19 protein-coding genes and 1 pseudogene are annotated in these 24,849 nt (G+C 65.5%); 15 read left to right on the top strand and 5 right to left on the bottom strand.

From position 1 onward, the window contains the following. Window positions 1-279: 279 nt before the first annotated feature. The 14 genes from CQW31_RS06660 to CQW31_RS06595 all read left to right on the top strand — a co-directional run bounded on the left by CQW31_RS06660 (window position 280) and on the right by CQW31_RS06595 (window position 14,438). Window positions 280-1,305 (top strand): NAD(P)H-dependent glycerol-3-phosphate dehydrogenase, encoded by a 1,026-nt coding sequence (locus CQW31_RS06660; RefSeq protein WP_054884039.1) that lies wholly within the window; start codon window positions 280-282, stop codon window positions 1,303-1,305. Window positions 1,306-1,320: 15 nt separating this feature from the next. Further along, the gene (locus tag CQW31_RS06655; protein WP_099814138.1) at window positions 1,321-1,668 is read left to right on the top strand and encodes a DUF4389 domain-containing protein; all 348 of its coding nucleotides are present in this window, start codon (window positions 1,321-1,323) and stop codon (window positions 1,666-1,668) included. After that, entirely contained in the window at window positions 1,665-2,123 is a 459-nt protein-coding gene (gene sixA / locus CQW31_RS06650; RefSeq protein WP_099814137.1) for a phosphohistidine phosphatase SixA, read from the top strand. The genes CQW31_RS06655 and sixA overlap by 4 nt, the downstream gene beginning before the upstream one ends. A 110-nt stretch (window positions 2,124-2,233) precedes the next feature. Further along, entirely contained in the window at window positions 2,234-2,608 is a 375-nt protein-coding gene (locus CQW31_RS06645; RefSeq protein ID WP_099814234.1) for a hypothetical protein, read from the top strand. A gap of 91 nt (window positions 2,609-2,699) precedes the next feature. Then, a complete protein-coding gene (locus CQW31_RS06640; protein WP_054884036.1) occupies window positions 2,700-3,488 on the top strand; it encodes an alpha/beta fold hydrolase in 789 nt (262 codons plus the stop codon). Continuing rightward, the gene (locus tag CQW31_RS06635) at window positions 3,485-4,339 is read left to right on the top strand and encodes an alpha/beta hydrolase (protein ID WP_099814136.1); all 855 of its coding nucleotides are present in this window, start codon (window positions 3,485-3,487) and stop codon (window positions 4,337-4,339) included. The genes CQW31_RS06640 and CQW31_RS06635 overlap by 4 nt, the downstream gene beginning before the upstream one ends. A 109-nt stretch (window positions 4,340-4,448) precedes the next feature. Then, window positions 4,449-5,243: a DUF4892 domain-containing protein gene (locus CQW31_RS06630; protein ID WP_099814135.1), complete on the top strand. Its 795-nt coding sequence runs from the start codon at window positions 4,449-4,451 to the stop codon at window positions 5,241-5,243. Between the two features lie 12 nt (window positions 5,244-5,255). Then, window positions 5,256-6,302: an AI-2E family transporter gene (locus CQW31_RS06625; RefSeq protein WP_054884192.1), complete on the top strand. Its 1,047-nt coding sequence runs from the start codon at window positions 5,256-5,258 to the stop codon at window positions 6,300-6,302. 216 nt (window positions 6,303-6,518) lie between these two features. Then, window positions 6,519-6,608, top strand: coding sequence for a K(+)-transporting ATPase subunit F (kdpF, locus tag CQW31_RS06620; RefSeq protein ID WP_033696222.1), 90 nt, complete (start codon window positions 6,519-6,521; stop codon window positions 6,606-6,608). A gap of 9 nt (window positions 6,609-6,617) precedes the next feature. After that, window positions 6,618-8,312 carry a potassium-transporting ATPase subunit KdpA gene (gene kdpA, locus CQW31_RS06615; RefSeq protein WP_099814134.1) on the top strand — a complete coding sequence of 565 codons (1,695 nt, stop codon included), beginning with the start codon at window positions 6,618-6,620 and terminating at the stop codon, window positions 8,310-8,312. A gap of 10 nt (window positions 8,313-8,322) precedes the next feature. Next, a complete protein-coding gene (gene kdpB / locus CQW31_RS06610; RefSeq protein ID WP_054884032.1) occupies window positions 8,323-10,377 on the top strand; it encodes a potassium-transporting ATPase subunit KdpB in 2,055 nt (684 codons plus the stop codon). Window positions 10,378-10,387: 10 nt separating this feature from the next. Next, window positions 10,388-10,933 (top strand): potassium-transporting ATPase subunit KdpC, encoded by a 546-nt coding sequence (gene kdpC, locus CQW31_RS06605; RefSeq protein ID WP_054884031.1) that lies wholly within the window; start codon window positions 10,388-10,390, stop codon window positions 10,931-10,933. 158 nt (window positions 10,934-11,091) lie between these two features. Next, the gene (locus CQW31_RS06600) at window positions 11,092-13,746 is read left to right on the top strand and encodes a sensor histidine kinase KdpD (RefSeq protein ID WP_099814133.1); all 2,655 of its coding nucleotides are present in this window, start codon (window positions 11,092-11,094) and stop codon (window positions 13,744-13,746) included. Next, window positions 13,743-14,438, top strand: coding sequence for a response regulator (locus CQW31_RS06595; protein ID WP_099814132.1), 696 nt, complete (start codon window positions 13,743-13,745; stop codon window positions 14,436-14,438). Before CQW31_RS06600 ends, CQW31_RS06595 begins: the two co-directional genes overlap by 4 nt. Before the next feature lie 107 nt (window positions 14,439-14,545). On the opposite strand, the gene CQW31_RS06590 is transcribed toward CQW31_RS06595, so the two are convergent. Next, window positions 14,546-15,451, bottom strand: coding sequence for a LysR family transcriptional regulator (locus CQW31_RS06590; RefSeq protein ID WP_054884028.1), 906 nt, complete (start codon window positions 15,449-15,451; stop codon window positions 14,546-14,548). Window positions 15,452-15,644: 193 nt separating this feature from the next. Then, window positions 15,645-18,575, bottom strand: a complete 2,931-nt coding sequence (locus CQW31_RS06585; protein ID WP_099814131.1) for an aminotransferase — start codon at window positions 18,573-18,575, stop codon at window positions 15,645-15,647. A 192-nt stretch (window positions 18,576-18,767) separates the two neighbouring features. Here CQW31_RS06585 and CQW31_RS06580 point away from each other — a divergent pair. Beyond that, window positions 18,768-20,944: pseudogene (locus CQW31_RS06580) on the top strand (TonB-dependent receptor). Between the two features lie 206 nt (window positions 20,945-21,150). On the opposite strand, the gene CQW31_RS06570 reads toward CQW31_RS06580, so the two are convergent. Genes CQW31_RS06570 through CQW31_RS06560 form a run of 3 tightly spaced genes read right to left on the bottom strand, consistent with a single transcriptional unit; the run spans window position 21,151 to window position 24,848 of the window. After that, window positions 21,151-22,752 carry an ABC transporter ATP-binding protein gene (locus CQW31_RS06570; protein WP_099814130.1) on the bottom strand — a complete coding sequence of 534 codons (1,602 nt, stop codon included), beginning with the start codon at window positions 22,750-22,752 and terminating at the stop codon, window positions 21,151-21,153. Between the two features lies 1 nt (window position 22,753). Next, complete coding sequence (locus CQW31_RS06565; protein ID WP_054884024.1) at window positions 22,754-23,773, bottom strand: ABC transporter permease; 1,020 nt, start codon at window positions 23,771-23,773, stop codon at window positions 22,754-22,756. A gap of 1 nt (window position 23,774) precedes the next feature. Next, window positions 23,775-24,848: a microcin C ABC transporter permease YejB gene (locus CQW31_RS06560; protein ID WP_099814129.1), complete on the bottom strand. Its 1,074-nt coding sequence runs from the start codon at window positions 24,846-24,848 to the stop codon at window positions 23,775-23,777. Between the last annotated feature and the right edge of the window lies 1 nt (window position 24,849).

Raw genomic sequence — 24,849 nt, 5'->3', positions numbered from 1 at the left:
CCGCCTTGTTCGCATGGCGATACATCTCGGTGGGCGTTGATGCCGCTCCACCTGTCTCCTGTCATGCACCAAGGCGGTCCCTGTTGGCTTCACAGGAGGGATTGGCCCGAAACAGATGTGGGAGCGGGCTTGCCCGCGATGCGCCGCGCGGGCGGCGCTCGATCTCACAGGCGCTGAAAGGCCCAAGGCAGGCACCTCTCGACCCACCACTGGTTCTGTAGCAGGCGACCCGTATAATGTTCAGGTCGCCACTAACTTAATGGCTTTAACGGATTGATTATGACTGAACAGCAACCTGTTGCAGTTCTGGGAGGCGGCAGCTTCGGCACCGCCGTGGCGAACCTGTTGGCCGAAAATGGCGTGCCGGTGCGCCAATGGATGCGCGACCCCGAGCAGGCCGAGGCGATGCGGGTCAACCGCGAGAACCCGCGCTACCTCAAGGGTATCCGCCTGCAGGACGGTGTCGAACCGGTCAACGACCTGCTGGCCACCTTGCAAACCAGCGACCTGATCTTCGTCGCGCTGCCGTCGAGTGCCCTGCGCAGTGTGCTGGCGCCCCATGCCGAGCTGCTGCGCGGCAAATACCTGGTCAGCCTGACCAAAGGCATCGAGGCGCAGAGCTTCAAGCTGATGAGCCAGATCCTCGAGGAAATCGCCCCCGAGGCCCGCATCGGCGTGCTTTCCGGCCCCAACCTGGCCCGCGAGATCGCCGAACACGCCCTGACCGCAACCGTGGTCGCCAGTGAAGACGAGCAGTTGTGCCAGCAGGTGCAGGCCGTGTTGCATGGGCGCACCTTCAGGGTCTACGCCAGCAGTGATCGCTTCGGTGTCGAGCTGGGTGGCGCGCTGAAGAACGTCTACGCGATCATCGCTGGCATGGCCGTGGCCTTGGGGATGGGTGAAAACACCAAGAGCATGCTCATCACCCGCGCCCTGGCCGAGATGACCCGCTTCGCCGTGAGCCAGGGCGCCAACCCCATGACTTTCCTTGGCCTGGCCGGTGTCGGTGACCTGATCGTCACCTGCTCCTCGCCCAAGAGCCGCAACTACCAGGTCGGTCACGCCCTGGGTCAGGGCCTTAGCCTGGAGCAGGCCGTCAGCCGCCTGGGCGAGGTGGCCGAAGGGGTCAATACGCTCAAGGTGCTCAAGGCCAAGGCCCAGGAGGTGCAGGTCTACATGCCGCTGGTGGCCGGCCTGCACGCCATCCTCTTCGAGGGGCGCACGCTGAACCAGGTGATCGAGCACCTGATGCGCGCCGAACCAAAGACCGACGTCGATTTCATTTCCATCAGTGGTTTCAATTAAGCCAAGGAGCAGCACATGAACGATACCCCCGAACGCGCCCAGCGCGAGTCGATCATCCTGCGGGTGCTGTGGATGCTGGTGTTCCTGGTGGTTTGGCAACTGGCCGAGCTGCTGCTCGGCGGCCTGGTACTGGTGCAGCTGGTCTACCGCCTGGTCTATGGCGCACCGAGCGCCAGCCTGATGAACTTCGGTGACAGCCTTAGCCAGTACCTGGCGCAGATCGGCCGCTTCGGGACCTTCCACACTGACCAGAAGCCTTGGCCGTTCGCCGATTGGCCGACTGCACGTGCCCCGGAAGGCGAGGCGCCCCACGTCGTGGCCCCGGCGCCGCACCCGGTGCGTGACGAGGAGCCCAAGCTGTGAAGCTGTGGGTGCTGCGCCACGGTGAGGCCGAGCCACGCGCCAATACCGATGCCGAGCGGCGCCTGACCGGCCATGGCCGCGAGCAGGTACTGCACAGTGCAGCCCGGCTGCTTGGCCAACCGTTGCAGGCGATCATTGCCAGCCCATATGTCAGGGCACAACAGACAGCGGCCTTGGTGCATGACACCCTGGGCTTCGCTGAAGCCGTGCGCACCGTGCCGTGGCTGACACCTGACAGCGAGGTGCGGCTGGTGATCGGCGAGATCGAGCGCCTGGGCCTGGAGCATGTGTTGCTGGTCAGCCACCAGCCATTGGTAGGTTCGCTGGTGGGCATGCTCGAGCATGGCCACCTGCAGCAGCCGGCGCCCATGAGCACTGCCAGCCTGGCGGAACTGGAAGGCGACTGGCCGCTGGCAGGGCTGATGACATTGCTCGCCCTCAATTCCCCTGAGTGAGCGAAAGCAACTGGCATTTTTGCCAGTTGCCAGCCATGTGCCGCCGGCGGATGCTTGGCACCAGATTGTTGAACAGGTGACAGGGCAGGGAGCTTTGGATGAGTGGTTTGATGCACGAGCTTCTGCGCTCTCTGGATCTGCAACCCACTATTGAATCCGTACAGCGTGACCAACCACTCGATTTCGCCCGGCACGCCCTGTTGCGCGAGGCCGCCGACGCCAAGCTCCGGCACCTGCAGGGCAAAATCCGTAGCCAGACAGTGCCCCCTGCTCAAGACAAGCTGGTACTCGAACAGGATCTGCTTGAACTGCAACAGTCGTGCATGCGCATGTCCCAGTTGCTGCAAACCAGCTGCCTGGCCTTGCGCCGGCTGCAACTGGATGTCCATGACCAACGCCTGGCCCGTGAGGCGTTGGAAAGCCAGATCGCCTACATGCAAGCCTGTCTGCGCCGCTCGCTGGCGAGTTTCGACGAGTCGGCATGACCTGATTGCCCTTGGCGATGACATATACAGACGTTGCCGAGAACCGGTGCGATGCCGACAATGGGCCATCATCCCGTCCGGACCAGGCGCCATGTCGCAGCAGATCTTCTTCGCCCATGCCAACGGTTTTCCCTCGGCCACCTACGGCAAGCTGTTCGCCGCCCTGGCGCCGGATTATCAGGTCAGTCACCTGGCCCAACATGCCCATGACCCGCGATTTCCGGTCAACGACAACTGGCAGAACCTGGTTGACGAACTGCTGCACCACCTGGCGCAGCAGGCGGCGCCGGTGTGGGGTGTCGGCCATTCGCTGGGCGGCGTGCTGCACCTGCACGCCGCCTTGCGCCGGCCTGAACTGTACCGCGGCGTGGTGATGCTCGACTCGCCGGTATTGACCCGAGCTGACCAGTGGCTGCTGCGTACCGCCAAGCGCTTTGGCTTCATCGACCGCATCACCCCCGCTGGCCGGACCCTCGGGCGGCGTGAAGCCTTCACCGACCGTGACAGTGCACGTGACTACTTCGCCAGCAAATCGCTGTTCCGTCACTTCGACCCCGATTGCCTGGAGGCCTACCTCGAGCATGGCCTGCAGCCGGCCGAGCAGGGCTTGCGCCTGCGCTTCGACCCGGCCACCGAGATCAGCATCTACCGCAGCATCCCGCACGCCAGCCCGGCGCCTGCGCGCCAGTTGCAGGTACCCTTGGCGATGGTGCGCGGCGAACGCAGCAATGTCATCCGCCGGCACCATGCACTGGCGGTGCGCGGCATGGCTCGGGGCGAATACCACAGTGTGCCGGGCGGGCATATGTTCCCGCTGGAACGGCCGACCGACACGGCCAGCCTGATCAAGGGCCTGTTCGACCGCTGGAGCCAGGCATGAGCGCGCAGGTCGAGGAAATCCGCCTGAGCCTGGGCCATATCGAGCTGGCTGCGCACCTGTTCGGCCCGGCCGATGGGCTGCCGGTGCTTGCTCTGCACGGCTGGCTGGACAACGCCAACAGCTTCTCCCGCCTGGCCCCGCAGTTGAAGGGGCTGCGCATCGTTGCCCTCGACCTGGCCGGGCACGGTTATTCCGAGCACCGCCCGTTGGGCGCGGGTTACGCCTTGGCCGATTACGCGCACGATGTGTTGCGGGTGGCCGAACAGCTGGGCTGGCAACGGTTTGCCCTGCTCGGGCATTCGTTGGGCGCGATCATCTCGGTGCAGCTGGCCGGTGCCTTGCCCGATCGGGTCAGCCACCTGGCTTTGATCGACGGTGTCATTCCCCCGACCGGCGCCGAGCAGGATGCCGCCGAGCGCCTGGGCATGGCCCTGCAGGCCCAGCTGCGCCTCGATGGCAAGCGCAAGTCGGTTTACCCGACCCTGGAGGAGGGCGTGCAGGCGCGTATGAAAGGCATGGTTGCGGTCAGCCGCGATGCTGCCGAGCGGCTGGCCCAGCGCGGCCTGATGCCAGTGCCCGGCGGTTACAGCTGGCGCAGCGACAGTCGCCTGACCTTGCCATCGCCCGTGCGCCTGAGCCAGGCCCAGGCCATGGCCTACGTGCGACGGGTGAGCTGCCCGGCGAGCCTGGTGGTGGCGGCCGACGGCATGCTGGTGCGCCACACCGAACTGCTGGAGCAGCTACCCTTTGAGCAGACGGTGTTGCCCGGTGGGCATCACCTGCACCTGAACGACGAACAGGGCGCGGCCCTTGTCGCAGACTGTTTCAATCGCTTCTTTGGCTTTACTTGACTTGCACCGGACAAGTGTCGAGGCTTGGCGGGTTGAACAGGGAGACAACCATGCAACTGCCAGACATCCTGGAGCTTCAACCCGGCGCGCTGCGCCCTCTGGTTCGCCGATGAGCGCGCCCCTTTCCATCCGTGCCGCCGTTGCCGCCTGCCTTGCACTGGCCAGCCCCTTGCTGTGGGCCGGCAGCCTGCCTGTACCCGTGGACGCCAAGGTGGTCGACCAGCGCCCGGCCGTGGAGCAGGAGCGCGTCTACCCCATGGGCCCGCTGCGCAAGATCAGTGGCCGCCTGCGCGTCGAAGACAAGATCGAAAGCCGTGGCCAGGTCAGCTCGGTCACCTATGAACTGCCGGTCGAGCGTAGCGCCCGCGAAGCCTTCACCAGCGCCCGTGAAGCGCTGCAGCACGATGGCGGTTATCCGTTGTTCTGGTGCCAGGGCCGCGATTGCGGCGAAGGCAGCCTGTGGGCCAACGACGTGTTCGCCAATGCGCGGCTGAACGGCGGCGACGAACAGCAGGCGTTCATCCTGCTGCGTCGCTCGGCCGAAGAGGCCGACACCCTGGTGGCGCTGTACAGCGTCACCCGTGGCAACCGCCGTGCCTACCTGCATGTGGAAGAATTCGTCGCCAGCAGCCCGCTGGGCGAGATACTGCCCACGGCCGCCACGGTGCTGCGTGAAATGCGCGACACCGGCAAGCTTGACTACCCAGACCTGGCCGCGCCACAGGCAGGCTGGGTGACCTTGCTGGCGCGCAGCCTGAACCTCGACAGCACCTTGCGGGCAAGCCTGAGTGGCGCCCAGGCCGAGGCATGGCGCGAGCAACTGGTCAAGGCTGGCGTGCGAGATGGCCGGCTCGAACTCGGCAACGCAGCCACCGACGGCCTGCACCTGGAACTGATCCGTTGAGTGAGCGCCGCCATGGCCAACAATGACCGCCTGCTGATCCAGATTTTGCTGCTGACGCTGCTGGGCGCTGCCCTGTGGGTCATGGCGCCGTTCATATCCGCGTTGCTGTGGGGCGCCATCCTGGCCTTCGCCAGCTGGCCCCTGATGCGCTTGTTGACGCGTGTGCTGGGCGGGCGTGAAACCCTGGCCGCCAGCCTGTTGACCACGGCCTGGATCCTGATCGTGGCCTTGCCGCTGGTGTGGCTGGGCTTCAACCTGGCCGACCACATCCGCGACGCCACCGCTTTTGTGCGTGACGTGCAGGTCGATGGCCTGCCCGATGCACCTGACTGGCTCGGCGGTATTCCCTTGGTCGGCGAACGCCTGGCCAATTGGTGGCAATCCCTCGATCAACAGGGCGCGGCCTTGCTGGCGTCAGTCAAGCCGTATCTGGGGCAGGTCGGCAACTGGTTGCTGGCTCGCAGTGCGCAGATCGGCAGCGGTGTGCTGGAGCTGACCCTGAGCCTGGTATTCGTGTTCTTCTTCTACCGCGACGGGCCACGCCTGTCGGCCTTCGTGCTGCGGCTGCTGAACCGGCTGGTGGGCGAGCGGGCCGATTACTACCTGGAACTGGTGGCAGGTACTGTGCAACGGGTGGTCAACGGCGTGATCGGCACGGCGGCGGCCCAAGCCCTGCTGGCACTGATCGGCTTCCTGATCGCCGGGGTACCCGGGGCGATCGTGCTGGGGCTGGTAACCTTCATGCTCAGCCTGATCCCGATGGGGCCACCGCTGGCCTGGATCCCGGCGACCGGCTGGCTGGTGTGGAAGGGCGAGTACGGCATGGCCGTGTTCCTGGGGATCTGGGGCACCTTCGTCATCAGCGGCGTGGACAACGTGCTCAAACCGTACCTCATCAGCCGCGGCGGCAACTTGCCGCTGGTGATCGTGTTGCTCGGCGTATTCGGCGGGTTGATCGCCTTTGGCTTCATCGGCCTGTTCATCGGGCCGACCCTGCTGGCGGTCGGCTACAGCCTGCTGCTGGACTGGAGCCGTAACTCGGCGCAAGCCCCGCAATAACCTGTACGGGCCTCTTCGCAGGCATGCCCCCACCAGGGTTACGCGAACCCTGTGGGAGCGGGCTAGCCCGCGAAGAGGCCGGCACAGAAAACCCTGTACTTTGATTTTTACGCATTCTTTATTGCCATCCCCACCCCCCGATCTCGCCCCTTTACGCCCCTCCCTCGGACAATTCCCTCAAAGCGGCCCAGGCCGCACTACGGGGGAGTCTCACTCATGTACATGCTCGACGGGTTGTCACTGCTGCTGGCAGTGGCCTTGGCGGTTTACCTGCTGGTAGCGCTGCTGCGCGCCGATCGCAGCTAGGGAGCGGCCATGCACAGTTACGATTACCTTTTGCTGTTGGCCTTCTTCGCCATCGTGCTGTTGCCGGCACCCTGGCTCGGGCGCTTTTATTACAAGGTCATGGAAGGGCAGCGCACCTGGCTGACCCCCGTGCTTGGGCCTGTGGAGCGTGGCTGTTACCGCCTGGCCGGCGTGCGCGCCGATCAAGAGCAGAACTGGAAGCAGTACACCCTGGCCCTGCTGGCCTTCAACCTGGCAGGTTTCCTGCTGCTGTTCAGCGTGCTCCTGCTGCAGGGCTACCTGCCACTCAACCCGCAGCATCTGCCCGGCCAGGAATGGTCGCTGGCATTCAACACGGCGGCGAGCTTCGTCACCAACACCAACTGGCAGGCCTACAGCGGTGAGGCTTCGGTCAGCTACCTGAGCCAGATGCTCGGCCTGACCGTGCAGAACTTCGTCAGTGCCGCCACTGGCCTGGCCGTGCTGGTTGCGCTGTGCCGGGGCATCGCCCGGCGCTCCGCCACCCACCTGGGCAACTTCTGGGTCGACATGACCCGCGCCACTCTCTACGGCCTGCTGCCGCTGTGCCTGCTGCTGGCGCTGCTATTGGTGTGGCAGGGCGTGCCGCAGACCTTCGCCGACTATGCCCACGCCGTGACCCTGCAAGGCGCTGACCAGACCATCCCATTGGGCCCGGCCGCCAGCCAGATCGCCATCAAGCAGCTGGGCACCAATGGCGGTGGCTTCTTCGGCGTCAACTCGGCACACCCATTCGAAAACCCTACGGCCTGGAGCAACCTGTTCGAGGTAGCCTCGATCATCCTGATCCCGGTGGCGCTGGTGTTCACCTTCGGCCACTACGTCAAGGACCTGCGCCAGAGCCGCGCCATCATCGCCTGCATGCTTGGCCTGTTCCTGCTTGGCGGCGCCACGGCGCTGTGGTCGGAATACCAGCCGAACCCGGCGCTGGAGAGCGCCCAGGTGCAGCAGAGCGCGCCCATGGAGGGCAAGGAAAGCCGTTTCGGCACCACCGGCTCGGTGTTGTGGACGGTGACCACCACGGCGGCCTCCAATGGCTCGGTCAACGCCATGCACGACAGCCTCAACCCGCTGACCGGCATGGTCGCGATGGTCAACATGATGGTCGGTGAAGTGATCTTCGGCGGTGTCGGTGCCGGGCTCTACGGCATGCTGCTGTTCGTGCTGATCGCTGTGTTCCTGGCCGGGTTGATGATCGGCCGGACGCCAGAATACCTGGGCAAGAAACTGCAGGCGCGGGAAGTGCAGCTGCTGGTGGCTACCTTGCTGGTGATGCCGGTCGGCGTGCTGGTGTTCGCCGCCATCGCCGCCAGCCTGCCAGGGCCTGCCAGCGCGGTCAGCAACCCAGGCGCCCATGGCTTCAGCCAGCTGCTTTACGCCTATACCTCGGCCACTGCCAACAACGGCTCGGCGTTCGCCGGGTTTGGTGCCAACACGGTGTTCCACAACGTGATGATCGGCCTGGCCATGCTGATCGGCCGCTTCGGCTACATCCTGCCGATCCTGGCCCTGGCCGGCAGCCTGGCGGCGAAGAAGAGCGCGCCGCAGAGCAGCAACAGTTTCCCCACCCACGGCCCGCTGTTCGCCTGCCTGTTGCTGGTGACCATCCTGCTGGTCGGTGGCCTGACCTTCCTGCCGACCCTGGCCCTCGGGCCGATCGCCGAACAACTGAGCCTGGGTTTCTGAGGAATCATCCATGAACATGCCCATTCCTGAAGTGAAAGCCTCACACAGCGCCAAGGATCAGACCCGTTTCGCGGCCCTGTGGCGCCCGGCGCTGGTGCAGGCCTTCGTCAAACTCGACCCGCGCCAGCTGAAGCGGGCACCGGTGATGTTGGTGGTCGCCCTGACCGCCATCCTCACCACCGCATTGTGTTTCGCGCCTGACAATGGTGTCAGCAGCGGCGTCGCCGCGCAGATTGCCCTGTGGCTGTGGTTCACCGTGCTGTTCGCCAACTTCGCCGAAGCCCTTGCCGAAGGCCGTGGCAAAGCCCGCGCCGACAGCCTCAAGGCGGGTAGCCAGGGGCTGACGGCACAGCGCCGCAAGCGCGATGGCAGTTTCGAAAGCGTCGCCGCCACGGCGCTGCGCAAGGACGATGTGGTGCGGGTGGTGGCTGGCGAGATGATCCCTGGCGACGGCGAGGTACTCGAAGGCATCGCGGCGGTCAACGAAGCGGCCATCACCGGCGAATCCGCACCGGTCATCCGCGAATCCGGCGGCGACCGCTCGGCCGTGACCGGCAACACCCGGCTGGTCTCGGACTGGCTGCTGATCCGCATCACCAGCAACCCTGGCGAGTCGACCCTGGACCGCATGATTGCCCTGGTCGAAGGCGCCAAACGGCAGAAGACCCCCAACGAAATCGCCCTCGACATCCTGCTGATCGGCCTGACCCTGATCTTCCTGATCGTGGTGGTGACCCTGCAGCCGTTCGCCCACTTTGCTGGAGGCAGCCTGCCGCTGATATTCCTCGCTGCGCTGCTGGTGACGCTGATCCCCACCACCATCGGCGGCCTGCTCTCGGCCATCGGCATCGCCGGCATGGACCGCCTGGTGCGCCTGAATGTGATCGCCCGCTCCGGCCGCGCGGTCGAGGCGGCCGGCGACGTGCACACGTTGATGCTCGACAAGACCGGCACCATTACCTTCGGCAACCGCCGCTGCAGCGCCCTGCATGCGGCCCCGGGCGTGACCGCCAAGGAACTGGGGGAGGGGGCCTTGCTTGCTTCACTGGCCGACGACACGGCCGAAGGCAAGTCGATCGTCGAGTACCTGCGCCAGTTGCACGACTTCGTCGAACCGTCAGCCGGGCAGTACCAGGCCATCGCCTTCAGTGCCGAAACCCGCCTGTCGGGCATCGACTTCCAGCAGCGCCGCTACCGCAAGGGTGCCGTCGATGCCGTGTTGGCCTTCGTCGGCATGCAGCGCCTGGACTTGCCTGCCGCCCTGGCCCGTGAAGTGGAGCGCATCGCCCAGAGCGGTGGCACCCCGCTGCTGGTGTGCCTGGACAAACGCCTGCTCGGCGTGATCCACCTCAAGGACGTGGTCAAGCCGGGCATCCGCGAACGTTTCGCCGAGCTGCGCAAGCTGGGCATCCGCACCGTGATGGTGACCGGTGACAACCCGCTGACCGCCGCCGCCATCGCGGCCGAGGCCGGGGTGGACGACGTGCTCGCCGAAGCCACGCCGGAGAAGAAGCTGGCACGTATCCGCCAGGAGCAGAACGATGGCCGCCTGGTGGCGATGTGCGGCGACGGCGCCAACGACGCCCCGGCGCTGGCCCAGGCCGACGTCGGCATGGCCATGAACGATGGCACCCAGGCCGCGCGCGAGGCGGCCAACATGGTCGACCTGGACAGCGACCCGACCAAGCTGCTGGACGTGGTACAGGTGGGCAAGGAACTGCTGGTGACCCGCGGTGCGCTGACCACCTTCTCCATCGCCAACGACGTGGCCAAGTACTTCGCCATCCTGCCGGCGCTGTTCGCCGCCATCTACCCGCAGCTTGGCGTGCTCAACCTGATGCACCTGGCCAGCCCGCAGAGTGCGATCCTCTCGGCGATCGTGTTCAACGCGCTGATCATCATCGCGCTCATCCCGCTGGCCCTGCGCGGCGTGCGCGTGCAGGCGGCGAGCGCGGCGCACCTGCTGCGGCGCAACCTGCTGATCTATGGGCTGGGCGGCATCCTGGTGCCGTTTGCCGGGATCAAGCTGATCGACCTGCTGCTCACCGCCCTGCACCTGGTCTGAGGAGGCCATCATGAATCGTTACGTACGCCCGGCGCTGAGCCTGATCCTGCTGATGACCGTGGTCACCGGCGCCCTTTACCCGCTGGCGGTGACCGGGGTTGCGCAACTGGCGTTCCCCGAGCAGGCCAATGGCAGCCTGGTGCGCGATGAGCACGGGCAGGTGCGGGGTTCGGCCTTGATCGCCCAGGATTTCCAGGGTGATGGCTGGTTCCATTCAAGGCCTTCGGCCGGTGCCTTTGCCACCGTCGCCAGTGGCGCGAGCAACCTGGCACCGAGCAACCCGGCGCTGGCCGAACGGGTCAAGGGCGATGCGGCGGTGCTGTACCAGGCGCAGCTGGGGCCGGTGCCGCAGGCGTTGCTGACCACCTCGGGCAGCGGTCTGGACCCGCACTTGCCACCGCAAGCCGTGGCCTACCAGATTCCTCGGGTAGCGGCAGCGCGGCAGGTGCCGGTAGAGCGCTTGCAAGCCTTGCTGGAAGAGGCCACCCTCCACCCATTGATCGGGCCACCGGTGGTCAATGTGCTGGCCCTGAACCAGGCACTGGAACATCTTTGACCGGGGCCGCGCTGCGGCCCTTCGCGGGCTTGCCCGCTCCCACAGGGATACCACTGGCATGAAAGCTGTGGTGATCCCTGTGGGAGCGGGCAAGCCCGCGAAGGCCTGCAGAGCAGCCCCAGGTAATACGCAATAGCGCAGATTCTGAAGGATGAAACATGAGTGACTCCACCCGCGCAGACGCGCTGTTGGCCACCCTCCCACACAGCGGTCGCGGCCGGCTCAAGGTCTTCCTCGGCGCCGCCCCCGGCGTGGGCAAGACCTTCGCCATGCTCCAGGCCGCCCACGCCCAGCAACGCCAGGGCGTGCAAGTGTTGGCCGGGGTAGTCGAAACCCACGGCCGCAGCGAAACCGAAGCGCTGCTCGGCGGCCTGCTCCAGCAACCCCTGCTGCGCAGCGAATACCGTGGCGTCACCCTCGAGGAAATGGACCTGGACGGCCTGCTCAAGGCTGCCCCGACCTTGGCCCTGGTCGACGAACTGGCCCACACCAACGCCCCCGGCAGCCGCCACGCCAAGCGCTGGCAGGACGTGCAGGAACTGCTCGCCGCCGGTATCGACGTGTACACCACGGTCAATGTCCAGCACCTGGAAAGCCTCAATGACAAAGTCCGCGGCATTACCGGCGTACAGGTGCGTGAAACCCTGCCTGACTGGGTGCTGCAGGAAGCCTTCGAACTGGTGCTGATCGACCTGCCGCCACGCGAACTGCTCGAACGCCTGCGCGAGGGCAAGGTGTACGTGCCGGAGCAGGCACGCGCCGCCATCGACGCCTATTTCTCGCAAACCAACCTCACCGCCCTGCGCGAGCTGGCCATGCAGACCGCCGCCGCCCAGGTCGACGCCGACCTTGCCCATGGTTATCGCCTGCGCGGCGAAGCGGCGCCGGCCTTGCGTGGGCGCCTGCTGGTGGGCGTCGATGGCGATGAGCAGGCCGAGCGCCTGGTGCGCCACGCCAGCCGTGTTGCCCAGCGCCGCCACCTGCCGTGGAGCCTGGTGCACGTCGACAACGGCCGGCTGCGTGACGAAGCCGCCCGCCAGCGCCTGCAGGCGGCCCAGCAACTGGCCGAGCGCCTGGGCGGCGAGGTGGTGTTGCTGCGTGCCGGCGAAGTGGCGCGGACCTTGATTCAGCACGCCGCCGAGCGTCGCGCCAGCCTGGTGCTGGTCGGGCAATCCCGTGACCGCCTGCGCAGGCGCCTGTTCGGCGCCGGCGTCGCCACCCGACTGCTGCGGGAAAGCCACGGCCTGGAGATCAACGTGCTTGACCGCGACAGCCAGGCACGGCCGGCGCGCACGGCGGTCAGCCGGGTTTGGGTCTGGCGCCACTACCTGCTGGCGCTGCTGGCCACGGCGCTGGCAGCCGGCCTGGCCTGGGGCGTGTCGAGCGTATTGGCGTTGCCCAACATCTCGCTGGTGTTCCTCGCCGCCGTGCTGCTGGTGGCGGTGCGCAGCAGCCTGGGGCCGGCGCTGGCCTGCGCGGCGCTGTCGTTCCTGACCTATGACTTCCTGTTCATTCCGCCGAACTTCTCGTTCAGCATCCAGCGCGAGGAAGACGTGCTGACGCTAGTGTTCTTCCTGCTCATGGCAGCCCTCACCGGCAACCTCGCGGCCCGCCAGCGCAGCCAGTTGCAGGCCCTGCGCGAAACCCAGGCGCAGACCAACCAGCTGCTCGACCTGTCGCGTCGACTGACCGTGGCCACCGACCGCCAGGCGGTGTTCAACGCTGCCGGTCGCCACCTCAATGGCTGGAAGGATGTGCAGGTGTGCCTGCTGGAGCGCAACAGCGAAGGGCTGCTGCACCTGGCGAGCGGCGAAGCCCAGGCGTTGAGCGACAACGAGCGTGCCGCCGCCGAGTGGGCCTGGCAGCATGGCCAGGCCGCTGGCCACGGCAGTGATACCTTGCCCAACGGGCGCTGGTGGTGGTGGCCGCTGGCGGTTGACGATCAGCCCCTGGCGCTGCTCGGTGTGCGGCCGCGTTCCGGCGAGCCGTTGAGTGCCCAGCGTCGGCGCCTGCTGATGGCCCTCGGCCAACCCCTGGCCCAGGCCCTGGCCCGTGCCAGGCTGGCCGAACAGCTTGAAGCCGCCCGCCTGCACGGCGAAACCGAACAGCTGCGCAGTGCCTTGCTCGCCTCGGTGTCCCACGACCTGCGCACCCCGCTGACCGCCATGCGCGGCAGCATCGACAGCCTGCTGGCGCTGGGTGAGGCGATCCCCGTCGAAGACCGCCGCGAGCTGCTCGAAGGCACGCGTAACGAAGCCGAACGCCTGGACCGCTACATCCAGAACCTGCTGGACATGACCCGCCTCGGCCACGGTGGCCTCAAGCTGGCCCGCGACTGGGTGGCCCCGGCCGACATTGTCGGCAGCGCCCTCAACCGCCTGCGCGCGGTACTGGCGCCCTTGCAGGTACATACCGAGGTGCCCGGCGAGCTGCCACTGCTGTTCGTGCATGCGGCGTTGATCGAGCAGGCGCTGATCAACGTGCTGGAAAACGCCGCACGCTTCTCGCCCGCACAAGGTCGCCTGGACCTGCAGGTCTCGGTACACGGTGAGCAGCTGCACTTTGCCGTCAGCGACCAAGGCCCCGGCATCCCGCTGGCTGAACGCGAAAAGATCTTCGATATGTTCTACACCGCTGCCCGCGGCGATCGCGGCGGGCAGGGCACCGGCCTGGGGCTGGCGATCTGCCAGGGCATGATCGGTGCTCACGGCGGGCAGATCCTGGTCGGTGAAGGCATCGATGGCCACGGCACCTGCATCACTCTATGCTTGCCGCTGCCCCAGCAACCAGAAGCCGAAAGCGAAACCCCATGAGCCAGTCCGCCACCCTGTTGGTCATCGACGATGAACCACAGATCCGCAAGTTCCTGCGCATCAGCCTCAGTTCCCAAGGCTACAAGGTGATCGAAGCCGCCACCGGCAGCGAAGGCCTGGCCCAGGCCGCGCTGGCCAAGCCCGACCTGGTGGTGCTCGACCTGGGCCTGCCCGACATGGACGGCCAGCAGGTGCTGCGCGAGTTGCGCGAGTGGAGCGCGGTGCCGGTGCTGGTGCTGTCGGTGCGGGCCAGTGAGGTGCAGAAGGTCGACGCGCTGGATGGCGGCGCCAATGACTACGTGACCAAGCCTTTCGGCATTCAGGAATTCCTGGCCCGGGTGCGCGCGTTGTTGCGTCAGGTGCCGCAGTCCGGTGGTAGCGAAGTGACGGCAAGCTTCGGGCCGCTGGTGGTGGATTTCGCCTTTCGCAAAGTGACCCTGGAGGGAGTGGAGATCGCGCTGACGCGCAAGGAGTATGCCCTGCTGGCGCAACTGGCCGGGCATCCGGGCCGGGTGATTACCCAGCAGCAATTGCTCAAGGACATCTGGGGGCCGACCCATGTCGACCACACCCATTACCTGCGGATCGTGGTGGGGCATTTGCGGCAGAAGCTCGGCGATGACCCGACGGCGCCACGCTTTATCATTACCGAAGCGGGGGTGGGTTATCGGCTGGTGGCACCTCAGACCTGATGTGAACCCTGTGGGAGCGGGCATGCCCGCGAACACCGGCAAAGCCGGTGCCATACTCCGCGGTGCTTGCTTCGCGGGCACGCCCGCTCCCACAAGGATCGTGTGTTTCAGGCCCTGGGGGGTTCCTTTTCGAACAGCTGGCGCATGACCTCCAGATAGCGCCTGGCACCCAGGCCCAACGGCCGCGGCTTCAGCCAGATGATGTCCACCCACAGCCGCAAGCGGCTGGCCATGTTGTCAAACCGCACCTCGGCCAGCGCACCCGAGGCAATCAGGGGCTCCACCAGCGGCTGCGGCAAGTAGGCCCAGCCCAGGCCGGACTGCACCAGGTCGAGCGTTGCCAGGTAGCTGTCGGTCAACCATATCCGCCGCGACAGCACCATGCGCGGGTCCGAGCCGGTGGCCTTGCCCGAAGCCACGATGATCTGCCGCTGTTCGGCAAACGCTTCTTCAGGCAGCGGCGTGCCACTGTTGCTGCCAGCCGGATGACGCGGTGAAGCGACAGCCACCAGCAACTGGCTGCCCGCTTCGAGAAAGGACTCGCGCTCATCGATCCCCGGGCGTTCGAACACCAGCGCCAGTTGCACGCTGCCTTCATGCAGCAAGCGCACCGCTTCGGTCTGGGTCGCCGAGCGCACTTCGATCTCCAGGCTGGGAAATTCCTTCGCCAGGGTTTCCAGCGGCTGGCTCCAGCGGCCGGTCTGCAGCTCCGGGGCCATGGCGATGCTCAGGCGCTTTTCCAGCCCTTGGTGCAACTGCAGGGCCTGGGCGTCGAGCAGGTTGAGCTGGCAGATGACCTGCCTGGCTTGCGGCTCCAGCGCCAAGGCAGCACTGGTAGGCAGGGCTTTACGTGTAGCGCGGTCGAACAGGGCCAAGTCCAGCTCTGCCTCCAGTTGCGCGATGGCCATGCTCACGGCCGACGGCACCCGCCCCAGTTTGCGCGCGGCGGCAGAGAACGAACCCGCTTCCAGCACTGCGAGGAAAATTGCCAGGGAGTCGCTGCTGAAGGCCATGGTGATTGAACCTGGGGATGGGAGAACTTGGTGATGAAGATTAATGGAGGATGTGTCAGGGCTGCTAGAGGCTGGCCTTGAGAGGTTCAGCGCCTGTGAGATCGAGCGCCGCCCGCGCGGCGCATCGCGGGCGGCGCTCGATCTCACAGGCGCTGAAGCTCTCGCGCCCAACACTTCCAACCCTCACCTGCCCCTACAGGCCTTCGCCAAGCACCCGGTCAATGCTGTCGACGAAGTAGTCGACGCTGGCCCGGGTGGTGCACATCGGCGGCTTGATCTTGAGGATGTTCAGGTAGTCGCCGGTCGGCTGCATGAAAATTCCCAGTTCGCGCAGGCGGTCGCACAGCAGCATGGTTTCCTCGGTGGCCGGCTCCAGGGTCGCGCGGTCGCGCACCAGCTCCAGCCCCAGGTAGAAGCCCGAGCCATGTGCCGCGCCAGCCAGCGGGTGTTTGTCGACCAGTGCCTGCAGGCGCGCCTTGAAATAGCGCCCGGTGTCGCGAGCGTTGTCCCACAGGCCTTCCTCCTGCATCACGTCCAGCACCGCCATGCCGATGCGGCAGCTGACCGGGCTGCCACCGGCCGAGGAGAAGAAGTAACCCTCGGCCTCCAGGGCCTCGGCGATCTCGCGGCGGGTGATCACTACCCCCAGCGGCTGGCCGTTGCCCATGCCCTTGGCCATGGTGATGATGTCAGGCACCACGCCCTGTTCCTCGAAGCCCCAGAAGTACTCGCCCAGGCGGCCGTAACCGACCTGCACCTCGTCGGCGATGCACACGCCGCCGCGGGCACGGACCTTGGCATACGCCTCGCGCAGGTAACCGGCCGGCAGCGAAATCCCCCCGGCGTTGCCGTACACCGGCTCGCAGATGATGCCGGCCAGCTGGCGCCCGCGGGCATCGAGGTCGGCCAGCTTGGTGTCGACGTCGCGCAGGTAATCGGCGGCCGTGTCGGCACCGCGGAAGCGGCCGCGGAAGGTGTTCGGTGCCTCCACCGGGTGCACCCAGTCCGGGCGGGTTTCCAGGGCCTGCGGGTTGTCGGCGATGGAGGTGGAAATGGCATCGGTGGCCACCGACCAGCCGTGGTAGGCCTCCAGCACGCTGAGCAGGTCACGGCCACCGCTGTAGGCCCAGGCCAGGCGGATCGCCAGGTCGTTGGCCTCGGTGCCGCTGTTGACCATGAACACCCGGTCGAAGCCTTCGGGCGCGAGGGCGAGCAGGCGCTCGGAGAACTCGGTGATGGCGGCATAATGGAAGCGTGAGTTGGTGTTGAGCAGTGACCACTGGCGCGCCGATTCGGCGACCATGCGCGGGTGGCCGTGGCCCAGCACGGCGACGTTGTTGAGCATGTCCAGGTATGACCGGCCCTGCAGGTCGATCAGGTAGTTGCGCCAGCCGCGTTCGATCTGCGGCGGCTGTGTGTAGTAGTGCTTCTGCGAGCGGGCGAAGCTGGCGTCGCGACGGGCCAGCAGGGCCTGCGGGTCGGGCAACGGTTCGGCATCGCAGTCAAAGCCCAGCAGCGCGGCAGGCGACGGGCACAGGGCCAGCCAGGCGGCAGCCTGGGACGGTGTGGCGAAGAATGGCGGCTGGGTGCGGGTGTCCAGGCACAGCTGGACACTGAGGTAGCCGCAGCTGCTGCCCAGGGATTGCCCTTTTGCCAACGCCTGGCCATCGGCCGGGGCATCTTCCAGGCCTTGCAACCACAAGGCCCAGTGGGGCGTGCGCAGGCAGCCGCGACCGTCGCCGTCACCGTGCCAGATGCCCGCGTCGGGCGCCTGGACCGCACTGCCATTGGGCACATGCAGCTCTACGCCCAGCGCGCAGGTTGCCGGTTCTTCGGGGCGATCGATATGGGTCTGTGACAGCCGGTACTGGCCATGCAGGCTGCAGGCTGGCGCCGGTTGTGCGCTCAGCAGGTGCTGGTCGAAGCCCGGCTGTTCCCAGTTGCCGGCTTCGCAATGCGCGCTGAGCACACCCAGGTCGACGCGCTTGACCGCCAGCCCGGCCAACTCCGGTAGCAGTGGCGCACAGCCAGTCAGCGCGGCTGCGTCGACTGGCAGGCCGGCCGCCTGGAGAATGGCCGCCTCCATCAAGGCGAATGGCACGGCCGTAGCGGTATCGAAGATTTCCCATTCATGGGCGACGTTGTCACGGGTGTAGTGATTGTCCGGGTCCACCGCCAGTTGCTGCGCGCTACTCAGCACCAGCACCGCCGCACGGTTCAGCACCAGCGGCCACAGGGCGCGCAGTTCTGCTTCGGTCAGCGGGTTGAGGGCCTGGTAGGCGCTGACTGCCGGCAGGATGCGCAGCGGGTCGCCTTCGGCATGGTGCAGCAGTGCAGCGCAGGTCACCGAGAGGTCGGCGATGCGCCAGGTGCGCGACAGGTCGCCGAAGTCGATGACACCTTGCAGTTGCCATTGGCGCTGGTCGTCGCGGGCCCACACGGTGTTGTCGTCGGTGATGTCCAGGTGCACGGCCTGGGTTGGCAGCCGCTCTGCCAAGGGCGCGAGGCGCTCGCTGGCCAGGCGCGTGGCCTGTTCGATGCGGGCGCGTTGCGTGGGGTCGTGCAGTACCGGCAGCAGGTGCGTGATCAGCGCCTGGGCATGCTGCGGGTCCCATTGCAGGGTACGCTCCAGGCCCGGATGGTCGAAGTCGATCAAGGCCTTGTCGAGCCGTGCGCACAGCCTGCCCAGTTCAGCCATCAGGCGCGCCGGCATGTGCTTGAGGCGCGTCACTGGCTGGCCGTCAATGTAGTCGAGCAAGCGTACCCGCAGGGGTTGCCCGTCGATGGCCACTGCCAGCAAGGTGTCACCATTTTGTGCCGCTTGCACGGCGGGCACCGGCACGCCCTGCTCGCGCAGGTAGGCGAGGGCGGCGTGCTGCGCCTGCAGTTCGACCTCGGCGTAGCTGCCGTGACAGGCCTTGAGCACGAAGCGGCCTTGCGCGGCGTCCACGCGCAAGTTCAGGTCCTGCTGGCTGCCCAGCGCCGTCAAGTCGCCATCCAGGCCGTAATGCGTCCGCAGCAGCGCATGCGCCTGAGCTTCGCTAAGCGCAGGGCTGGGCAGGGCGGAGCGCTGGATCAGCGTGTCGAGGGCAGGGGAGGCGGGTTTTTTTTGTGGGCTGGACATGAGCTCTACCGTTGTTGCCGGGGTTGACGGAAGCGAATCTATTCCCGATATGGCTGATGATGAAAGATGATCGTGATCAGAATTTTTGATAGATGATGGCGCTTTGCCTTGTAGCTAGGGTTGATGTTTGAATTTGGGAAGCATTACCATTTGCTCTTGTCTTCTCAATCCAATGCCATCAGGACTTACACCATGTCGTCCCGTTTTCCGTCACGCCCAACATTGTTGGCGATTTGCTGTTCCTTAACCCTGATGGCGCAAGCTGCCGAGCCGATCCAGCTGGAAGCGACGGACGTCAATGCCGATGCCTTGAAAGCCCAACCCGGCGCGTTGCCCGAGGCGTTCGCTGGCGGCCAGGTCGCCCGCGGTGGCCAGATGGGTGTGTTGGGCAACCAGGACTACATGGATGTGCCGTTCACCATGACCAGCTATACCTCCAAGCTGATCGAAGACCAGCAGGCTGAGGACATCGGCGACGTATTGGCCAACGACCCTTCGGTGCGCGAGTCGTTCGGCTTCGGCAACCAGTCCAAGGTCTTCATCATCCGCGGCCTGCCGCTGGCGGGGGACGACATTTCCTTCAACGGCCTGTACGGCATCCTGCCGCGTCAGATCATGTCAACTGACGGTGTCGAGCGGGTCGAAGTGTTCAAGGGGCCCAATGCCTTTCTCAACGGCGTGAGCCCGACCGGCACCGGCCTTGGCGGCAACGTCAACCTGCAGCCCAAGCGTGCGGGCGATGAGCCGACCCGGCGCTACACCCAGGACATCAGTGCTGATGGCCGTATCGGCGAGCACCTGGATATTGGCCAGCGTTTTGGTGAAGACAACCGCTTCGGCGCCCGGCTGAACCTCAGCCAGCGCGAAGGTGAAACCGCCATCGACGACCAGGACCAGCGCACCAAACTGTTCACCGCAGGCCTGGACTACCGCGGTGACAACTTCCGCGTATCGACCGACATCGGATACCAGAAGCAGCGCATCAACCACTTGCGCAACTCGGTGCGCCTGGGCGGTACCACGACCAAGGCCCCGACCGCGCCAGATGCCGACCACAACTACGGGCAGAGCTGGAGCTACAGCGAATCGGAGGACACCTTCGGCATGGCCCGTGGCGAATGGGACCGAACGACAGCTGGACCGCCTACCTTGCCGGCGGTGCCCGCCACAGCCGCGAGCACGGCACCTATGGCACCCCGGTGCTGGTCGGCAACAGTGGCGCGGCCACCATGACCCCCTCCGATATCGTTCATGTTGAGGACAACACCAGCTTCAGTACTGGCCTGAATGGTCGCGTGCAGACCGGCCCGATCAGCCACCAGATCGCCGTGGGCGCCAACACGATGTGGACCCAGGCCGCAAACGCCTACACCTTCTACTTGCCGATCAGCACCAACATCTACGACACGGTGCAGCGGCCAAAACCTGGCAACGTCACCAGCTGGGGCGGTGACATGGGCGACCCGGGTGTGACCGGCAAGACGCGTGCGCGCAGCATTGCGATTTCCGACACGGTCGGCCTGTTCGACGACCGCCTGCTGCTGACCTACGGCTTGCGTCGCCAGCAATTGCGCGTGGAAAACTACTTCTATGACGGCACCTCCAGGCTCCCGAGCGCGGATGGCAGCCGTAACGGCGACCCTTACGACAAGTCGATCACCACACCGGTGTACGGCATCGTGTTCAAAGCCACTGACAGTATCTCGTTGTACGCCAACCGCATCGAAGGCCTGGCCCAGGGCGCGACAGCGCCGAGCAATGTATCGAACGCCAACGAGATGTTCCCGCCTGGCCGCACCAAGCAGCTCGAGGCCGGCATCAAGTTCGACCGCCTGACCTATGGCGCGAACCTGGCCGTGTTCCGTATCGAGAAACCGTCAGACGGCTACACCTTGAACGACGTCTTCATCCGCGATGGCGAACAGGTGAACAAGGGCCTGGAACTGAGCCTGTTCGGCGAGCCCGTCGAAGGCCTGCGCCTGATGGCCGGTGGCACGCGTATGACTTCGGAGCAGAAGAACACCGCCAATGGCACCAACGATGGCAACCACGCCATCGGCGTGCCGACCTTCCAGCTCAATGCCAGCGTCGACTGGGATGTGCCGGGCGTGCCGGGGTTGGCGCTCAATGCGCGGATGCTGCGCACCGGTGGCCAGTTCGTCGATGCGGCGAACAACGTCAGCCTGCCGACCTGGAACCGCTTCGATGCCGGCGCACGCTACAAGCTGAAAGTGGCGGAGAAGGACCTGACCCTGCGGGTCAACGTCGAGAACCTGACCGACAAGAACTACTGGGCTTCGGCCAACGGTGGCTACCTGACCCAGGGTGATCCGCGTCTGGTCAAGTTCTCTGGCACCATCGATTTCTGATAATCCGGGCCTACGCGGTTCCGTGTGGGAGCGGGCAAGCCCGCGAAGAAGGCGATGCGGTGGATGGCACCGGCTTTGCCGGTGTTCGCGGGTTAACCCGCTCCCACAGGTACTGCGCAAGCCTTCAGGCTAATGGATATCCCTGCGGGAGCGGGCATGCCCGCGAAGAGGCCCGTCCGCAGCAATGCCATCCCGGATCTACGCCTTCAGACATCCCCTAAAAACGCTGCCTCCAACAATTGTTTCGTATAAACATGTTGCGGCGCGTGGAAGATCTCCCGCGCTTCCCCTTGCTCCACCACATGCCCATGCTTGATCACCATCAACTGGTGGCTCAGCGCTTTCACCACTGCAAGGTCATGGCTGATGAACAGGTACGTCAGGTTGTACTTTGCCTGCAGATTGCGCAGCAACTCCACCACCTGCCGCTGCACCGTGCGGTCGAGCGCCGAGGTCGGTTCATCCAGCAGAATCAGTGCCGGCTTCAGCACCAACGCCCGGGCAATGGCGATGCGCTGGCGCTGGCCACCGGAAAACTCATGCGGGTAGCGATGGCGGGTGCGCGGGTCCAGCCCCACTTCCTCCAGCGCCGCAATGATCGCTGCCTCCTGTTCCGCCGGCGTGCCGATCTTGTGTATCCGCAAGCCCTCGCCAACGATATCCGCCACGCACATGCGCGGGCTCAGGCTGCCGAAGGGGTCCTGAAACACCACCTGCATTTCCCGCCGCAGCGGCCGCACTTGCTTCTGGTTCATCCCTTCGAGCTGTTGCCCATGAAAGCGGATCCCACCCTGGCTGGAGATCAACCGCAGAATCGCCAGGCCCAGTGTCGATTTGCCCGACCCGGACTCGCCGACTATGCCCAGCGTCTGCCCCTGGGGCAAGCTGAAGTTGATGCCGTCCACCGCCTTCACATGGTCCACCGTCTTGCGCAGCAACCCCTTCTTGATCGGGAACCACACCTTCAGGTCATTCACCTCCAGCAGCGGCGCCCCTACCGGGTTATGCGCCGGCAACCCGCTGGGCTCGGCGTTGATCAGCATCTGCGTGTAGTGATGCTGCGGTGCGCTGAACAGCGTGGTGCACTCGGCCTGTTCGACGATCTGCCCGCGCTGCATCACGCACACACGGTGGGCGATGCGGCGCACCAGGTTGAGGTCGTGACTGATCAGCAGCAGGGCCATGCCTAACTTCGCCTGCAGCTTTTTCAGCAGGTCGAGGATCTTCAACTGCACGGTCACATCCAGCGCCGTGGTCGGCTCATCGGCGATCAACAGCTCGGGCTCGTTGGCCAGGGCCATGGCGATCATTACCCGCTGGCGCTGGCCGCCGGACAGCTCATGGGGCAGGGCCTTCAGGCGCTTGCGCGGTTCGGGGATGCCGACCATTTCCAGCAGCTCCAGGGTTCGCGCAGTGGCTTGCTTGCCAGTCAGGCCCTTGTGCAGCAGGAGGATTTCATTGATCTGTTTCTCGATGCAGTGCAACGGGTTCAGCGAGGTCATCGGCTCCTGGAAGATCATCGCGATGCGGTTGCCGCGAATGCGCTGCAGGGCCTTTTCGTTCTGCTGCAGCAGGTCTTTGCCCTCATAGTGGATGCTGCCACTGGGGTGGCGCGCCAGTGGGTAGGGCAGCAGCCGCAGAATCGAGTGTGCGGTGACGGATTTGCCCGAGCCGCTTTCGCCGACCAAGGCCAAGGTCTCGCCCTTGCGGATGTCGAAGCTGATGCCGTCGACCACTCGGTTGACGTGTTCGCCGGTGACGAATTCCACGGCCAGGTCACGCACTTCGATCAGGTTCTGTTCGCTCATTTCACTTCCTCGGGTCGAAGGCATCGCGGGCGGATTCGCCGATGAACACCAGCAGGCTGAGCATGATCGCCAGCACGGCAAAGGCGCTGATGCCAAGCCACGGGGCTTGCAGGTTGGACTTGCCTTGCGCCACCAATTCACCCAGCGACGGCGCGCCAGGGGGCAGGCCGAAGCCGAGGAAGTCCAGCGCGGTCAGGGTGCCGATGGCACCAGTGAGGATGAACGGCATGAAGGTCATGGTCGAGATCATCGCGTTGGGCAGGATGTGCCGATACATGATCGCGCCGTTGCGCATCCCCAGGGCGCGGGCCGCGCGCACGTATTCCAGGTTGCGCCCACGCAGGAACTCGGCACGTACCACGTCCACCAGGCTCATCCACGAGAACAACAGCATGATGCCCAGCAACCACCAGAAGTTGGGCTGCACGAAGCTGGCGAGGATGATCAACAGGTACAGCACTGGCAGGCCGGACCAGATTTCCAGGAAGCGCTGCCCGGCCAGGTCGACCCAGCCGCCGTAGAAGCCCTGCAGGGCACCGGCAATGACGCCGACGATGGAACTCAACACCGTCAGCGTGATGGCGAACAGCACCGACACGCGGAAGCCGTAGATCACCCGCGCCAGCACGTCGCGGCCCTGGTCGTCGGTGCCCAGCCAGTTGTCGGCCGAGGGTGGCGCCGGGGCCGGTACGCGCAGGTCGTAGTTGATGCTCTGGTAACTGAACGGGATCGGCGCCCAGACCACCAGGCTGTCCTTCTTCTGCAGCAGGTCGCGGATGTACGGGCTCTTGTAGTTGGCCTCCAGCGGGAATTCACCGCCAAAGGTGGTTTCCGGGTAGCGCTTGAACGCCGGGAAGTACCACGAGCCTTCATAGCGCACGGCAATCGGTTTGTCGTTGGCGATCAGCTCGGCACCCAGGCTCAGGCCGAACAGGATCAGGAAAAGCCACAGCGACCACCAGCCTCGGCGGTTGGCCTTGAAGCGCTCGAAGCGCCGGCGGTTGAGGGGGGACAGGGCCATGTCAGTGCTCCCGGCTGGCAAAGTCGATGCGTGGATCGACCAGGGTATAGGTCAGGTCGCCGATCAGTTTCACCACCAACCCGAGCAGGGTGAAGATGAACAGGGTGCCGAAGACCACCGGGTAGTCGCGGTTGATCGCCGCTTCGAAACTCATCAGGCCCAGGCCATCGAGGCTGAAGATCACCTCGATCAGCAGAGAGCCAGTGAAGAAGATGCCAATGAATGCCGATGGGAAGCCGGCGATCACCAGCAGCATGGCGTTGCGGAACACATGCCCGTACAGCACGCGTGGCCGGCTCAGGCCCTTGGCCTTGGCGGTGACCACGTACTGCTTGTTGATCTCGTCGAGGAAGCTGTTCTTGGTCAGCAAGGTCATGGTGGCGAAGTTGCCAATCACCAGGGCGGTGATCGGCAACACCAGGTGCCAGAAGTAGTCGAGCACCTTGCCGGTGGTGGACAGCTCGTCGAAATTGTTTGAGGTCAGGCCGCGCAGCGGGAACCAGTCGAAATAGCTGCCGCCGGCGAACAGCACGATCAGCAGGATGGCGAACAGGAACGCAGGGATGGCGTAGCCGACGATGATCGCCGAGCTGGTCCAGACGTCGAAGTGGCTGCCGTGGCGTACCGCCTTGGCGATGCCCAGCGGAATCGACACCAGGTACATGATCAGCGTGCTCCACAGCCCCAGCGAGATCGACACCGGCATCTTCTCGGCGATCAGGTCGATGACCTTGGCGTCGCGGAAGAAGCTGTCACCGAAGTCCAGCGTGGCGTAGTTCTTGATCATGATCCACAAGCGTTCGGGCGCCGATTTGTCGAAGCCATACATGTGCTCGATTTCGGCGATCAGCGTCGGGTCCAGGCCCTGGGCGCCGCGGTAGTTGGAACCGGCCACCGAGACCTCGGCGCCGCCGCCGGCAATGCGGCTGGTGGCGCCCTCGAAGCCTTCGAGCTTGGCGATCATCTGTTCCACCGGGCCGCCGGGGGCAGCCTGGACGATGATGAAGTTGATGATGAGGATGCCGAACAGGGTCGGAATGATCAGCAGCAGGCGACGCAGGATATAGGCCAGCATG

The organism is Pseudomonas sp. 382, from assembly GCF_002759075.1.
GTDB classification, from domain to species: domain Bacteria; phylum Pseudomonadota; class Gammaproteobacteria; order Pseudomonadales; family Pseudomonadaceae; genus Aquipseudomonas; species Aquipseudomonas vlassakiae.
This window is presented reverse-complemented; position numbering and strand designations above follow the sequence as displayed.

What these genes read in the sequence shown, in the direction of transcription:
- CQW31_RS06645 (WP_099814234.1), top strand. Translation starts at nt 2,234, where the DNA reads ATGCACGAGCTTCTGCGCTCTCTGGATCTGCAACCCACTATTGAATCC.
- CQW31_RS06630 (WP_099814135.1), top strand. Translation starts at nt 4,449, where the DNA reads ATGAGCGCGCCCCTTTCCATCCGTGCCGCCGTTGCCGCCTGCCTTGCA.
- kdpA (WP_099814134.1), top strand. Translation starts at nt 6,618, where the DNA reads ATGCACAGTTACGATTACCTTTTGCTGTTGGCCTTCTTCGCCATCGTG.
- CQW31_RS06585 (WP_099814131.1), bottom strand. Translation starts at nt 18,575, where the DNA reads ATGTCCAGCCCACAAAAAAAACCCGCCTCCCCTGCCCTCGACACGCTG.
- CQW31_RS06625 (WP_054884192.1), top strand. Translation starts at nt 5,256, where the DNA reads ATGGCCAACAATGACCGCCTGCTGATCCAGATTTTGCTGCTGACGCTG.
- CQW31_RS06660 (WP_054884039.1), top strand. Translation starts at nt 280, where the DNA reads ATGACTGAACAGCAACCTGTTGCAGTTCTGGGAGGCGGCAGCTTCGGC.
- kdpC (WP_054884031.1), top strand. Translation starts at nt 10,388, where the DNA reads ATGAATCGTTACGTACGCCCGGCGCTGAGCCTGATCCTGCTGATGACC.
- CQW31_RS06590 (WP_054884028.1), bottom strand. Translation starts at nt 15,451, where the DNA reads ATGGCCTTCAGCAGCGACTCCCTGGCAATTTTCCTCGCAGTGCTGGAA.
- CQW31_RS06600 (WP_099814133.1), top strand. Translation starts at nt 11,092, where the DNA reads ATGAGTGACTCCACCCGCGCAGACGCGCTGTTGGCCACCCTCCCACAC.
- CQW31_RS06655 (WP_099814138.1), top strand. Translation starts at nt 1,321, where the DNA reads ATGAACGATACCCCCGAACGCGCCCAGCGCGAGTCGATCATCCTGCGG.
- kdpF (WP_033696222.1), top strand. Translation starts at nt 6,519, where the DNA reads ATGTACATGCTCGACGGGTTGTCACTGCTGCTGGCAGTGGCCTTGGCG.
- kdpB (WP_054884032.1), top strand. Translation starts at nt 8,323, where the DNA reads ATGAACATGCCCATTCCTGAAGTGAAAGCCTCACACAGCGCCAAGGAT.
- CQW31_RS06560 (WP_099814129.1), bottom strand. Translation starts at nt 24,848, where the DNA reads ATGCTGGCCTATATCCTGCGTCGCCTGCTGCTGATCATTCCGACCCTG.
- CQW31_RS06595 (WP_099814132.1), top strand. Translation starts at nt 13,743, where the DNA reads ATGAGCCAGTCCGCCACCCTGTTGGTCATCGACGATGAACCACAGATC.
- CQW31_RS06570 (WP_099814130.1), bottom strand. Translation starts at nt 22,752, where the DNA reads ATGAGCGAACAGAACCTGATCGAAGTGCGTGACCTGGCCGTGGAATTC.
- CQW31_RS06635 (WP_099814136.1), top strand. Translation starts at nt 3,485, where the DNA reads ATGAGCGCGCAGGTCGAGGAAATCCGCCTGAGCCTGGGCCATATCGAG.
- CQW31_RS06565 (WP_054884024.1), bottom strand. Translation starts at nt 23,773, where the DNA reads ATGGCCCTGTCCCCCCTCAACCGCCGGCGCTTCGAGCGCTTCAAGGCC.
- CQW31_RS06640 (WP_054884036.1), top strand. Translation starts at nt 2,700, where the DNA reads ATGTCGCAGCAGATCTTCTTCGCCCATGCCAACGGTTTTCCCTCGGCC.